General features: G+C 74.3%; 12 protein-coding genes. 4 read left to right on the top strand and 8 right to left on the bottom strand.

Annotation, left to right across the window (positions count from 1 at the left end; genetic code table 11):
• Window positions 1–9: 9 nt before the first annotated feature.
• On the bottom strand, window positions 10–864 hold the full coding sequence (locus ACKUU6_RS23260; RefSeq protein ID WP_407990495.1) for a GNAT family N-acetyltransferase: 855 nt from the start codon (window positions 862–864) through the stop codon (window positions 10–12).
• Between the two features lie 202 nt (window positions 865–1,066).
• Here ACKUU6_RS23260 and ACKUU6_RS23265 point away from each other — a divergent pair, with 202 nt between their 5' ends.
• Window positions 1,067–1,402: an antibiotic biosynthesis monooxygenase family protein gene (locus ACKUU6_RS23265; protein WP_407990496.1), complete on the top strand. Its 336-nt coding sequence runs from the start codon at window positions 1,067–1,069 to the stop codon at window positions 1,400–1,402.
• Here the strand turns inward: ACKUU6_RS23265 and ACKUU6_RS23270 are convergent.
• From ACKUU6_RS23270 to ACKUU6_RS23295, 6 genes are all read right to left on the bottom strand, one after another.
• Window positions 1,297–2,259 (bottom strand): ECF transporter S component, encoded by a 963-nt coding sequence (locus ACKUU6_RS23270; RefSeq protein WP_407990497.1) that lies wholly within the window; start codon window positions 2,257–2,259, stop codon window positions 1,297–1,299. The genes ACKUU6_RS23265 and ACKUU6_RS23270 overlap by 106 nt on opposite strands.
• Entirely contained in the window at window positions 2,256–3,863 is a 1,608-nt protein-coding gene (locus ACKUU6_RS23275) for an ABC transporter ATP-binding protein (protein ID WP_407990498.1), read from the bottom strand. Before ACKUU6_RS23275 ends, ACKUU6_RS23270 begins: the two co-directional genes overlap by 4 nt.
• The gene (locus tag ACKUU6_RS23280; RefSeq protein WP_407992208.1) at window positions 3,860–4,990 is read right to left on the bottom strand and encodes an energy-coupling factor transporter transmembrane component T; all 1,131 of its coding nucleotides are present in this window, start codon (window positions 4,988–4,990) and stop codon (window positions 3,860–3,862) included. The genes ACKUU6_RS23275 and ACKUU6_RS23280 overlap by 4 nt, the downstream gene beginning before the upstream one ends.
• Before the next feature lie 16 nt (window positions 4,991–5,006).
• Window positions 5,007–5,660, bottom strand: a complete 654-nt coding sequence (locus tag ACKUU6_RS23285) for an SCO2322 family protein (protein WP_407990499.1) — start codon at window positions 5,658–5,660, stop codon at window positions 5,007–5,009.
• Window positions 5,657–7,003: a prenyltransferase/squalene oxidase repeat-containing protein gene (locus tag ACKUU6_RS23290; RefSeq protein WP_407990500.1), complete on the bottom strand. Its 1,347-nt coding sequence runs from the start codon at window positions 7,001–7,003 to the stop codon at window positions 5,657–5,659. Before ACKUU6_RS23290 ends, ACKUU6_RS23285 begins: the two co-directional genes overlap by 4 nt.
• 134 nt (window positions 7,004–7,137) lie before the next feature.
• Window positions 7,138–7,728 carry a TetR family transcriptional regulator gene (locus ACKUU6_RS23295; protein ID WP_407990501.1) on the bottom strand — a complete coding sequence of 197 codons (591 nt, stop codon included), beginning with the start codon at window positions 7,726–7,728 and terminating at the stop codon, window positions 7,138–7,140.
• A 334-nt stretch (window positions 7,729–8,062) separates the two neighbouring features.
• Between ACKUU6_RS23295 and ACKUU6_RS23300 the strand changes: the two genes are divergently transcribed.
• The 3 genes from ACKUU6_RS23300 to ACKUU6_RS23310 are packed head-to-tail and all read left to right on the top strand — an operon-like array spanning window position 8,063 to window position 11,228.
• Window positions 8,063–9,382, top strand: coding sequence for a glycosyltransferase family 4 protein (locus tag ACKUU6_RS23300; protein ID WP_407990502.1), 1,320 nt, complete (start codon window positions 8,063–8,065; stop codon window positions 9,380–9,382).
• 56 nt (window positions 9,383–9,438) lie between these two features.
• Window positions 9,439–10,173: a class I SAM-dependent methyltransferase gene (locus tag ACKUU6_RS23305; protein WP_407990503.1), complete on the top strand. Its 735-nt coding sequence runs from the start codon at window positions 9,439–9,441 to the stop codon at window positions 10,171–10,173.
• Entirely contained in the window at window positions 10,170–11,228 is a 1,059-nt protein-coding gene (locus ACKUU6_RS23310; RefSeq protein ID WP_407990504.1) for a prenyltransferase, read from the top strand. The genes ACKUU6_RS23305 and ACKUU6_RS23310 overlap by 4 nt, the downstream gene beginning before the upstream one ends.
• Before the next feature lie 102 nt (window positions 11,229–11,330).
• Here ACKUU6_RS23310 and ACKUU6_RS23315 read toward each other — a convergent pair whose 3' ends face one another.
• Window positions 11,331–12,239, bottom strand: a complete 909-nt coding sequence (locus ACKUU6_RS23315; RefSeq protein WP_407990505.1) for a hypothetical protein — start codon at window positions 12,237–12,239, stop codon at window positions 11,331–11,333.
• Between the last annotated feature and the right edge of the window lie 121 nt (window positions 12,240–12,360).

The raw sequence follows: 12,360 nt of genomic DNA on the forward strand, positions 1-12,360 counted from the left end.
CCGGCCGGTTCAGGGCAGATCGATCGAGCGGTACTCGTCCAGCACGGCGAAGCCGGTGGCGTCGTACAGCCTCATCGCGACCTCGTTGCCGCCGAAGACGTTGAACATCATCGCCTCGTCACCGCCCTGCCGGGTGGCCCACTCGCCGACCGCCATCGCGGCCCGGCCGTAGCCCTTGCCGCGGTGCTCCGGGTGGACCTCCAGGGAGAAGCCGAAGGTGACGCCGGGCAGGAAGCCGTGGTTCACCCAGCCGGTGCCGATCACCTCGCCGCCGGCCTCCATCGCGTAGAAGGCGTGCCCCGGGGTCAGGTAGCCCTGCGGGAGGTAGCGCTCGAAGTCCCGGTCGGACTTCTGTCGGGCCTGCTCCGGGGTCAGCGCCCCGGCCCGGACGATGTCGGCGACGTACGCGGCGGTCTCGCCGGCGTACCAGGCCGGGTACTCCTGCTCGGTCAGTCGGCGGACCGCCAGGCCGGGCGGCAGGCCGGGCTGCTCGGCAGCGAGCCGCATCCGGTTCTGGCCGCGGACGGGGTAGTCGGCGAACTGCCCCGGGCCGCCGACGAGCCGGACCTCCACCTGCCGGGCGCCCTGGTCGGCACACCACTGCTCGGCCCACGCCCGGCCGTCCGGCACGGTCAGGTCGTGGATCCGGCCCACGCTGGTCCCGTTGTCGGCGGTCACCCCGACCGCGATCCACCCGGTGCCGTCGGTGGCCACCGTCCACTCCTCGACGCCCTTCAGGGCCCGCTCCAGCAGCGCCCGGGCCAGCGGCTCGGAGCATCCTGCGGCCCGGTACGCCGTGAGGATGCGCTGCTCGAAGCCGCTCTGCCAGTCGCTCCGGTCGGTCACCACTGCTATTTCGCTCATCCGGTCACCGTAGGCGGGACGAGCCGCTGGACGCGCGGCGTTTTTGCGGCATGCTCATCGGCCGCGCCGGGTTCGCGACGTGCGCGTGGATCTCTCCCCGTCCAGGCGGAACGGGAACCGTACTCGGGATGTAGGAGACTGCTGACACGTGATCAGCTCAGGTCGGCCCCTCGGGGCGGCCGTGGAACGTCAGAGGTGTCAGATGGCCAGCGTGGTGAAGATCAACGTGTTGACGGTGCCCACCGAGATGCGGGAGACCCTGGAGCAGCGGTTCGCCTCCCGGGCGGGCTCGGTCGAGGGGCAGGACGGCTTCGAGTGGTTCGAGCTGCTCCGGCCGGTCGAGGGGACGGACCAGTACCTGGTCTACACCCGGTGGGCCAGCGAGGAGCACTTCAAGGCGTGGATGGAGGGGCCGATGCAGGCGGCCCACCGTCAGGGACCGCCGAGCGCCGAGGGTGGGCAGCCGAAGCCCGCTGCGTCCGGCTCCACGCTGTGGTCCTTCGAGGTGGTGCAGTCCACCGGCCCGAAGCAGGGCTGAGCCGGCTCCCGGGCGTCCTCGAAGCCGACCGGGGCGTCGAAGGCCGCGCGGCGGACCGAGCGGCGCAGGGCGCGCAGGATCGGGCCGCCGACGGTGAGGCAGAGGACGGCGGTCAGCACGGCCCGGGGGAGGTCCCAGCCGAGCGAGGTGGCCAGGCAGTAGGCCAGGAAGTGGGCCAGGTTGGTGCCGAGACCGGCGGCGGAGTCGAAGGAGAGCGCCGGGGGCAGGCCGACGCCCAGGTAGGGCCAGAACTGGAGGTTCATCACGGTGCCGTACGCGACCGCGGCGAGGGCGCCGTAGCCGGCCAGCAGCAGGAGCTCGGCCCGGCCACGCACCCGGGCCGGGCCCGGCAGCAGACCGGCGCCGAGGCACACCCAGCCCATGCCGAGCATCTGGAACGGCAGCCAGGGCCCGACCCCGCCGGTCAGCAGGGCGGAGGCGAACATGGTGACCGAGCCGAGCACGAAGCCGAAGCCGGGGCCGAGCACCCGCCCGGCGAGCACCATCAGGAAGAACATCGGCTCCAGACCGGCCGTCCCGGCACCGAGCGGGCGCAGCGCCGCCCCGGCGGCGGCCAGGACGCCGAGCAGCGCCACCGACTTGGCGTCCAGACCGGCGCCGCCGCCCGAACGGCCCTCGGAGATCTGGGCGATGACCACGGCGAGCAGCAGCGGCATCAGCAGCGCGAAAAGCCACGGTGCGTCGGTGGAGTGCCCGGCCAGCGTTGAGGACGGGTCGGCGAGCAGCGGCCAGCCGAAGGCGACCGCGCCGATCGCGGTGATCACCAGCAGCATGGCGATCGACCGCCGGCCGAGCGGCACGGGGCGGGTCAGCGGCTTCCCGCCGTCGCCCTTCATGCGGAGCCCCGGAGCGCGGCCTCGACCTGGGAGACCGTCAGCCACGGCAGCGGGGCGAGCACCTTGGCCACCTGCGGCGCGAACACCGGGGAGGAGACCACCACTTCGGCACTCGGCCCGTCCGCGACGATCTCACCGTCGGCCAGGATCACGGTCCGGTGGGTGAGTTCGGCGGCCAGCTCGACGTCGTGGGTGGCGAGCAGGACGGCATGGCCCTCGGTGGCCAACTCGCGCAGGACGACCACAAGTCGGGCCTTGGCGGCGTAGTCCAGGCCCCGGGTCGGTTCGTCCAGCAGGATCAGGTCAGGGCGGGCGGTGAGCACCACGGCCAGGGCCAGGGTGAGGCGTTGGCCCTCGGAGAGGTCGCGCGGGTGCAGCGCGTCGTCGATGCCGGGCAGCAGGCGGGCCACCAGGGCGCGGCAACTGCCGGGCGGTGCACCGGAGTCGCGGTCCGCGCCCGCGCACTCGGCGGTCACCGTCTCGGCGTACAGCAGGTCGCGCGGCTCCTGCGGGACCAGGCCGGCCCGGCGGATCAGCTCCTTCGGCCTGGACCGGTGCGGGGTCAGTCCGGCGACCGCGAGCGTGCCGGAGTCCGGTCCGTACAGGCCGGCCAGGGCGCCGAGCAGGGTGGACTTGCCGGCGCCGTTACGGCCCATCAAGGCGGTGATCTCGCCCGGGCGGAGAACGAGTTCGACCCCGCGCAGCACGGGGTTCGGGCCGCGCCGCAGGGTCAGGCGGGAGACCACCGCGACAGGTTCGGTGGTGACCGGGGGGACGACGGGCGGGGTCCGGCCGTCCAGCGCGGCCCGCAGCGGGGCGGCCCGGCGGCGGGCGTCCCGGACCGACAGCGGCAGCGGCGACCAGCCGGCCGCCCGGCCGAGCCCGACCACCGGCGGGTGGACCGGGGAGAGCGCCATAAGTTCGGCGGGGTCGCCGAACCGGGCCGGACCGTCGGGCGTGAGCAGCAGGACCTGGTCGGCGTACTGGACCACCCGCTCCAGCCGGTGCTCGGTCATCAGGACGGTGGTGCCGAGGTCGTGCACCAGTCGCTGCAACACCGCCAGTACCTCCTCGGCGGCGCCGGGGTCGAGGGCGGAGGTGGGCTCGTCCAGGACCAGCACCTTGGGGTGGCTGGTGAGCACCGAGCCGATGGCGACCCGCTGTTGTTGGCCGCCGGAGAGGGTGGAGAGTGCCCGGTCGCGCAGCTCGGCCAGCCCGAGCAGGTCGAGGGTGTCCTCGACCCGACGGCGCATCACCTCCGGGGCGACGCCCAGCGACTCCATGCCGTAGGCGAGTTCGTCCTCGACGGTGTCGGTGACGAAGTGCGCGACCGGGTCCTGGCCCACCATGCCGACCAGGTCGGCGAGTTCGCGCGGGCGGTGCTCCCGGGTGTCCCGGCCGTCGACGGTCACCCGGCCGTGCAGGACGCCGCCGGTGAAGTGCGGCACCAGACCGTTGACCGCGCCGAGCAGGGTGGACTTGCCGACCCCGGACGGGCCGACCACCAGGCAGAGTTCACCCTCGGGGACGGTCAGGTCGAGGCCGCCGAGCACGGGCGCGGCGGCATCGTGGTACTGGACCGAGACCTGCTCGAAGACGATCATGGACGCTCTCCGGGACGGGGCGGGGCGGGGGCGACGAAGGCGGGCAGCAGGCCGAGCAGTACGGCGAGTGCGGGCAGCAGCGGGAGGCCGGGCGCGGTGGGCGGTACGACCGGTGGGTCGAAGGCGCCCGGGTCGCGGCCGGAGAGCCAGATCAGCAGGGCCGCGACGGCCAGGCCCGAGCCCGCCACCAGCCACTCCCGCCAGGTCCAGGGGTCGGGCCGGTAGCGCGTCCTGACGGAGCGTCGGCCGCCGAGCAGTAGCCCGGCCGCAAGCGCGGCCAGGCCGGCGAACAGGACGGGCAGCGCCCAGCGGACGGTGCCTGCGGTGAGCAGTCCGTAGCAGGCCACGCAGACCGCGAGCAGGCCGGTCAGGGTCAGTGCGCCGATCGAGCGGGCGATCCGGCGCGGGACGGCGGCGGTCCGGCCGAAGCCCCGGCTGTCCATGGTGGCGGCCAGGCTGACGGAGCGTTCGAGGGCCGACTCGAGCACCGGCAGGCCGACGCCGAGCAGCGAGCGCAGGCCCCGGTCGGAGCGGCCGCGGAGCCGGCGGGCGGACCGGATCCGCTGCACGTCCCCCACCAGGTTGGGGGTGAAGGTGAGCGCCACCACGGCGGCCACCCCGGCTTCGTACAGCGCGCCGGGCAGGGCGCGCAGCAGGCGGGCCGGGTTGGCCAGCGCGTTGGCGGCGCCGACGCAGATCAGCAGGGTGGCCAGCCGCAGGCTCTGGTAGAGCGAGTACAGCAGCCCCTCCAGGGTGACGGCGCCGCCGATCCGTACGCCCTGCGCCCAGTCCGGCAGCGGGAGTTGGGGCAGCGTGAGGAGGACGTGGGTGCCGCCGACGCCGGAGCCGAGGAAGACCGTGAAGAGCAGCCGGACGCCGAGCACCGCCAGCGCCAGCCGGACGAAGGCGGCGTAGGAGCGGGCCCAGGGTTCGGTGCTGCGGCGGGCCGCGACCACGTAGCCGGAGACCGCCACGATCAGCAGGAGCAGCAGCGGGTTGGTGGTGCGGGAGGCAGCCGCGCCGAGCCCGATCGCCCAGAGCCACCACGCGCCGGGGTGCAGGTGGCGCGGGCCGATCGCGGCGCGGGTCGAGCGGACGGGGCGGGGCTGCCGGGTGCGGTTGGGCAGGGGCACGGGTGACACCTCAGGAGTCGCGGCGGCGCCGGGCCTGCCGGACCGCGGCGGCCGCGAGTACGGCGACCAGGGCACCGCCCGCCACCAGGCCGACCGACGGGCCCGAACTCTCGGCCTTCCCGGTGGAGTCGGCCAGGGATCCGACGGTGTCGCCGCAGCCGCTGTGGGGGTAGCCGACGATGGCGCACAGGATGCCCGCCGTGTCGTAGCGCAGCGGCGGGGCGACAGCGGCCAGCACCTCGGCCGAGCTGGCGGCGGCGGGGACCGCCGCGCAGACCGTCCGGCCGTCCGGCGGGGTCGCGCCGGCCGGGGCGTCGGCGGCGGTGCCGAAGTCGAGGACGACGGCGATCCGCTTCCGGCCCGGCTGGGCCGGGGTGGCGGCACAGACCGCCCCGAAGTCACCGGCGGCGGTGGGCCGGGCGGCGTCCTTGCCGCCGTCGGGGCTGACGGCGAACCGCCAGCCGTCCACCGCGCCGTCCGGCGGGACGTACACCGCCGGGCCCTGCTGCTGGTACGCCCACGCGCTGCCGGACCACTTCCAGAACGACCAGTACCGGTAGCCGGTGGCGTGCGCGGGCGCGGCGACCAGGAACGGCAGCAGCAGCGCCAGGACGGCGGCGACGGCCGGGGCCGCCACCGCCGCGCGGGGGTGAGGGGAGGTCACTTCCGGTCGTCGCCGTCGGACTTGGCGGGGCTGCCGCCGGCCGGGGTGCCGACGGCGGGGTTGCCGGTCGGGGTGCCGGTGGTGTGGGTGCCGCGCTTCCGCTGGAGGCTGAGCAGCAGACCGCCGCCGATGCCGATCAGCAGGCCGATGCCGACCAGCCAGACCGGGGAGACGCCGCTGTCGTCGTCGGCGTCGGCGAGGCCGGAGCCGGGCGCCTCGGAGGTGGCCGCCGGGACGGACTTCGGCGCGGGGCCCGCGTCCACCAGAAGCTGGACCACGTTGGTGCCACCGAAGTCGTGCGGGTCGAGCTGGGCGGCCTGAGCCGTCAGCAGCAGCAACGCGGCGGCCGACGCGTCGGTGCCCGAGGTGCCCTTGGCGGCCCAGTCGTAGCCGTTGCCGGCCAGCCAGTCGGCGGCCTGGGTGGCCTGCTGGGGGTGGCCGGACTGAACGAGGCCGAGCACGGTCCAGGCGGTGGCCGCGTAGTCGGGGGTGGCGGTGGCACCGGGCATGGTCTGCATCAGGTGCTGCCCGTTGGCGCCCAGCTGGCCGACCAGGTACGCACCGGCCGCCTCGCCGGAGTCGGCGTGCGGCACGGCGGCCGGGGCGGTGGCGCAGTCCAGCGGCTTGGGCGCGGCGTCCACCCGGTTGGTGTTGCCGACCGGCAGCCTGCCGCCGGCGGCGGCCAGCAGGGCCTGGGCGCTCGCCAGGTCGTTGGCCTTGAGCGTGCCGTCCGGAGCCGGCTGGTAGGCGAAGGCGCCGCGCTGTCCGGCGGGCACCGTGCAGCCGAGCTGGAACAGGGCCAGGCCGTCGTACCCGTTCTTGCCGCCCTTCGTGACGGCGGCCGGGTCGAGACCGGTGGCGAGCAGCGCGTTGACGGCCAGTCCGGTGGAGTTGGCGTCGCCCGGGGTCCCGGGGTTGAGGGACCAGCTGCCGTCCGCGTTCTGAACGGTCTTCAGCCAGTCGGTGCCCCGGGTCACCGCGTCCTGGTGGCCGCCGAGCAGCTTGAGCGCCTGGACCGCCAGCGCGGTGGCGTTGCTGTCCTCGGCCTTGGTGTCGCAGGCCACCGAGGTGTCGGCGCGGAACGGGCTCCAGCCGCCGTCCGCGCACTGCTGGCCGGTCAGCCAGGCGACGGCCGCGTCGGACGGGACGACCTTCGCGGCGCCGAGCGCGGTGAGGGCCAGCGACTGCCGCCAGACGCCGTCGTACGTCGGGTCGCCTTTGCCGTAGAGCGCGGCCGGGGCCGCGGCGGGGGAGGGGGTGTCCGCGAGGGCGGGAGCGGCGGCGCCGGTCAGCAGGGCGGCGGCGGCCAGCGCGACGGCGCCCGTGCGGGCGGTGGTGAGCATGAGGGTCGACGTGCCTTTCGATGAGCGGAGCAGCGGCCCGAGCAGTGCCGAGTCGCGCCGGGGACCTGCGCCAAAGACTCTAACCGGCCTTGGTGCGGGCCACTGGAACCCGTACCAGTTCGGCTGCGCGGTCGTCAGAGGACGAGCAGCCGGGCCGCGGTGTGCAGGTCGCCGCGCACCTCGCCGAGCGAGGCGCGGCCGGAGAGCCAGGCGAGCAGGGTGGCGTGCCAGGTGTGCGCGATCACCCGAAGTGCGGCCTGCTGGCTCGGCGAGGGGGTCGGGCCGAGCTGAGCGGCGTCCAGCACGATCGCCGAGGTGACGGCCGCGACGGCGTCCACCTCGGCGCCCACCGAGCGGTCGGCGAAGGAGAGCGCCCGGACCATCGCCTCGGCCAGCCGGGGTTCGCGCTGGAGCGCGTGGAACGCCTGGGTCAGCGTCTCGGCCACCCGTCCGGCCGGGTCGTCACCGGTCGGCGGGTGGCGGCGGACCTGCTCGTGCAGGTGCTGGAGCTGCTCCTGCATCACCGCGACCAGCAGGTGCACCTTGGACGGGAAGTAGCGGTACAGGGTGCCGAGCGCGACCTCCGCGGACTCCGCCACCTCGCGCATCTGGACCGCCTCGTAACCGCCCCTGGCCGCCAGCACGGTGGCGGCCCGCAGGATCCGGCGGCGTCGTTCGGCCTGCCGCGGGGTGAGCCCGGCTCCGAGGGCGGCGGTGGTGGTCAAGGGGGCTCCCTGAGCGCGCGCGGGGGTGACCGGATCGGGGTGATTCAACCACGGGCCGGGAGGTGAGGACACGTCAGCAGCCGGGTGGTCCGAGAGTTATGTCACAGTGAACGCCGGGTGAGCGGACTTCCCGGACGGGTCAGAATGGAGGCCTCCGGTACTGCCGTACTCGTCAGTAGCATTCCCCGGGGGCGAACTGCCGCCCGCGGGCGCGGGCCGGTATCTTCAAGGTCTCTCATTGTTCGATCCGCCCAATGACGAGCTCCACCATCATGAAACGTGATCTACTTCCCCGCCGCCGCGCAGGCCGGGGAGTAGGGGACAGGAGCCCCGGATGACCGCGCTGCCGCCGCGACCGCTGCGGATCGCCCTGCTGTCCTACCGGGGCGACCCGTACTGCGGCGGCCAGGGCGTCTACGTCCGGCACCTGTCCCGGGAGCTGGCCAGGCTCGGGCACCACGTGGACGTGGTCGGGGCCCAGCCCTTCCCGGTGCTCGACCCGGTCGAGGGGCCCGGCAGTGTCCGGCTGGTGGAGCTGCCCAGCCTGGACCTGTACCGCGCCGACGACCCGTTCCGCACCCCGGCGCTGGCCGAGTACCGCAGCCTGGTGGACGTGCTGGAGGTGGCCGGGATGTGGACCGGCGGCTTCCCCGAGCCGCTCACCTTCTCGCTCCGCGCCCGGCAGTACCTGGCCGCGCACAAGGGCCGGTACGACGTGGTGCACGACAACCAGACCCTCGGCTACGGCCTGCTCGGCCTGGAGCGGCACGGCTTCCCGCTGGTCACCACCGTGCACCACCCGATCACCGTGGACCGTCGGCTGGAGCTGGCCGCCGCGCCGACCCGGCTGAGGCGGCTCTCGCTGCGCCGCTGGTACGGCTTCACCCGGATGCAGCGCCGGGTGGCCGCCCGCCTGGAGCACGTGATCACCGTCTCGGAGAGCTCGAAGGGCGAGATCGCCGAGCAGCTCGGCACCCCGCCCGGCAACATCGCGGTGGTCCCGATCGGCGCCGACACCCGGCTCTGGTCCCCGTCGCCCGAGATCACCCGGGTGCCCGGACGGATCGTCACCACCTCCAGTGCGGATGTCCCGCTCAAGGGGCTGGTCCACCTGGTGGAGGCGCTGGCCAAGCTGCGCACCGAGCGGGACGCGCACCTGGTGGTGGTCGGTAAGCCGCAGCGCGACGAGGGCCCGGTGGCCGAGGCGGTCCGCCGGTTCGGCCTGGAGCGGCAGATCGAGTTCCGTACCGGGCTGACCGACCAGGAGCTGGTCGACCTGTACCGCTCGGCCGAGGTGGCCTGCGTCCCCTCGCTGTACGAGGGCTTCTCGCTGCCCGCCGCCGAGGCGATGGCCACCGGCACGCCGCTGGTCGCCACCACCGGCGGCGCGATCCCCGAGGTGGCCGGGCCCGACGGCGAGACCTGCCTGGCGGTGCCGCCCGGCGACGCCGGTGCGCTGGCCGCCGCGCTCGGCCGGCTGCTGGACGACCCGGAGCAGCGGGCCGCGCTCGGCGCGGCCGGACGGGAGCGGGTGCTCGCCCGGTTCACCTGGCAGCGGGCCGCCGAACTCACCGCCGACCGCTACCGGGCGGCGATCGCCACCGGTGCCGGACAGCGGGCCAGGGCCGGAGCGGGCTGGCGCTACGTCGCCTGACGGGTCGTCCCGCCGATCACCTTTTTTGCCGAGTACCAACGAATGGGAGCCCCGCAGTGCTGACCGTCGATTTCTCCCGCTTCCCGCTCGCCCCAGGCGACCGGGTGCTCGACCTGGGCTGTGGCGGGGGCCGGCACGCCTTCGAGGCCTACCGGCGCGGCGCGAACGTGGTCGCCCTGGACCGGAACGGCGAGGAGATCGCCGAGGTCCGCCGGTGGTTCGCGGCCATGGAGCAGGCCGGGGAGGCGCCGGCCGGTGCCTCGGCGGTGGCGATGGAGGGCGACGCGCTCAACCTGCCGTTCGACGACGACACCTTCGACAAGATCATCATCTCTGAGGTGATGGAGCACATCCCGGACGACAAGGGCGTGCTGGCCGAGATGGTCCGGGTGCTCAAGCCGGGCGGCCTGCTGGCCGTCACCGTGCCGCGCTACCTGCCGGAGAAGATCTGCTGGGCGCTCTCCGACGAGTACCACGAGGTCGAGGGCGGCCACATCCGGATCTACAAGGGCGACGAACTGGTCGAGCGGGTCCGCGAGGCAGGGCTCGAACCGTACGGCGAGCACCACGCGCACGCGCTGCACTCGCCGTTCTGGTGGATCAAGTGCGCCGTCGGCGTCAACAACGACAAGGCGCTGCCGGTCCGGGCCTACCACCAGCTGCTGGTCTGGGACATCGTCGGCACCCCCGTGATCTCGAAGATCACCAAGGCCGCCGAGAAGGCGCTCAACCCGGTGCTCGGCAAGAGCTTCGTGGTGTACGCCAGCAAGCCCCGGCGGGCCGGCGCGTGACGGCCGCGATCCCCGAGGCGCTGCTGCTGGACGGGGTGCTGGACGCCCGGCAGGCGGCCGACACGGTGCGTTCGATCCTGGCCGACCAGCAGCCCGACGGCGCCATCCCGTGGTTCGGCGGCGGCCACCTCGACCCGTGGGACCACACCGAGGCCGCGATGGCCCTGGACACGGCGGGCGAGCACGCGGCCGCCGAGGCGGCGTACCGCTGGCTGGCGGGCCGTCAGAACCCGGACGGCTCCTGGTACGCCGCGTACGTGGACGGCGAGGTCACCAACCGCGCCAAGGAGACCAACTTCTGCGCGTACCTGGCGGTCGGTGTCTGGCACCACCACCTCTCCGCGGGCGACGACGCCTTCCTGGACTGGATCTGGCCGACCGTCCGCCGGGCGCTGGACTTCACGGTCGGGCTGCGGCTGCCCGGCGGGCCGATCGCCTGGCGGCAGGACGAGGACGGCAGTGCGCCGCAGGAGGCGCTGCTGACCGGCTCCTCCAGCATCCTGCACGCGCTGCGGTGCGGGCTCGCCATCGCGGAGTACCTCGAAGAGCCGCAGCCCGACTGGGAGTTGGCGGCCGGCCGGCTCCGGCACGCGATCACCCACCACCCGGAGCGGTTCCTCGACAAGGACCGCTACTCGATGGACTGGTACTACCCCGTCCTCGGCACCGCGCTGCGCGGCCCCGAGGCGGTGGCCAGGATCGAACGGGACTGGGAGCGCTTCGTGGTGCCGGGCCTCGGCGTGCGCTGCGTCAGCGACCGGCCCTGGGTGACCGGCGGCGAGAGCGCAGAACTGGCGCTGGCGCTCTGGGCGGTGGGCCAGTCCGACCGCGCGGTGGAGATCCTCCGCTGGATCCAGCACCTGCGCCACCAGGACGGCTCGTACTGGACCGGGTACGTCTTCGAGGACGACGCGATCTGGCCGGAGGAGCGCACCACCTGGACGGCCGGGGCACTGCTGCTCGCGGTGGCGGCGCTGGGCGGCGACCACGCGACGGTGTCGGTCTTCGGCGGGGAGCAGCTGCCGGCCGGACTGGTCGTCGGCGACTGCTGCTGAGACGGCTGCTGCTGGGACGGCTGCCGCTGAGCCCGTGAACGAAGGAGGGGCCCGGGGGACGTCACGTCCCCCCGGGCCCCTCTCTCAGGTTGTCCGGTCGGCTCAGCCGCGCTGGATGCCCGAGGCGTCGTTCAGCAGGCCGTGCGAGCCGTCCTGGAGCTGGGCGACCAGCGAGTTGCCGCGCTGCTCGATCGCCAGGTACCAGGTGCCGGGGACCAGTTCGCCGACCGGCGGGCCGGCCGGGTTGTCCTTCGGCGCGAGCTGACGCGGCGCCGGGACGGCGAACCAGAACGGCGCGAAGTCCGCGGCCGGGGCGGGCGTCGTGACGGCGGCCTGCACCTGGGTCGGGTCCTGGTGCGCGGGGGCGGGCTGGCCGGTGGCCTGACCCGGCGTCGGGTAGCCGTAACCGTGCTGCTGCTCCGGCGGGGTGCCGTAGCCGGGCAGACCGCCCTGGCCGGGCTGACCCTGCGCCAGACCCTGGTCGGCCGGGTAGCCGTACTGGCCGGGCTGGAAGCCACCGGCCGGGGCGCCGGCGTACGGGGCCTGGGTGACCGGGGGCTTGTCGGTCAGCAGCGGGGCCTGGAGCGCGGGCACCAGCGGGCCGCCCGCGGCGGCACCGGCCAGCACCAGCATGGCGAGCACACCGAGCCAGGCACCGAAACCGTGGCTGACACCGCCGCCGCCCAGCGCCCAGAGGGCGGACCAGAGGCCGGCGAAGGCCAGCGCGATGCCCCACTGGTCGAGGCGCAGACCGAGCACCTGGCGCCCTGCGACGGCCTCACCCTGGAAGCGCTGCACCAGGATCAGCGCCGCGGCGATGATGCCGAGCAGGAAGACCGAGGGCAGGATCGGGAAGAGCGTGGCGGACCAGGCGTTCTGCGTGGTGGAGGCGCAGGACTTCAGACCTCCGCAGTAGTCGAAGGAGAAGTACGGCAGGAAGGAAGAGATGAACAGCAGGACGGCCGCACCTGCGACGGCGGCGTCTCCCCTGGTGAGAGCGCGCAGATTCACTAACGTTCCCCTCGTCGGTGTATGTCGTGGACGGCGGTGTGGATCGGACGGTGCAAAAGCCTAGGCCCAAGCCGTTCGGAAGTGCACGGCGGGATCCTGAAACGGCGGGTGTCGTGGCAAA

The organism is Kitasatospora sp. CMC57, from assembly GCF_045866025.2.
GTDB lineage: Bacteria > Actinomycetota > Actinomycetes > Streptomycetales > Streptomycetaceae > Kitasatospora.

Excerpts from the sequence above, each read along its gene's own strand:
- ACKUU6_RS23290 (WP_407990500.1), bottom strand. The coding sequence starts at position 7,003 with ATGCTCACCACCGCCCGCACGGGCGCCGTCGCGCTGGCCGCCGCCGCC.
- ACKUU6_RS23275 (WP_407990498.1), bottom strand. The coding sequence starts at position 3,863 with ATGATCGTCTTCGAGCAGGTCTCGGTCCAGTACCACGATGCCGCCGCG.
- ACKUU6_RS23270 (WP_407990497.1), bottom strand. The coding sequence starts at position 2,259 with ATGAAGGGCGACGGCGGGAAGCCGCTGACCCGCCCCGTGCCGCTCGGC.
- ACKUU6_RS23300 (WP_407990502.1), top strand. The coding sequence starts at position 8,063 with ATGACCGCGCTGCCGCCGCGACCGCTGCGGATCGCCCTGCTGTCCTAC.
- ACKUU6_RS23260 (WP_407990495.1), bottom strand. The coding sequence starts at position 864 with ATGAGCGAAATAGCAGTGGTGACCGACCGGAGCGACTGGCAGAGCGGC.
- ACKUU6_RS23265 (WP_407990496.1), top strand. The coding sequence starts at position 1,067 with ATGGCCAGCGTGGTGAAGATCAACGTGTTGACGGTGCCCACCGAGATG.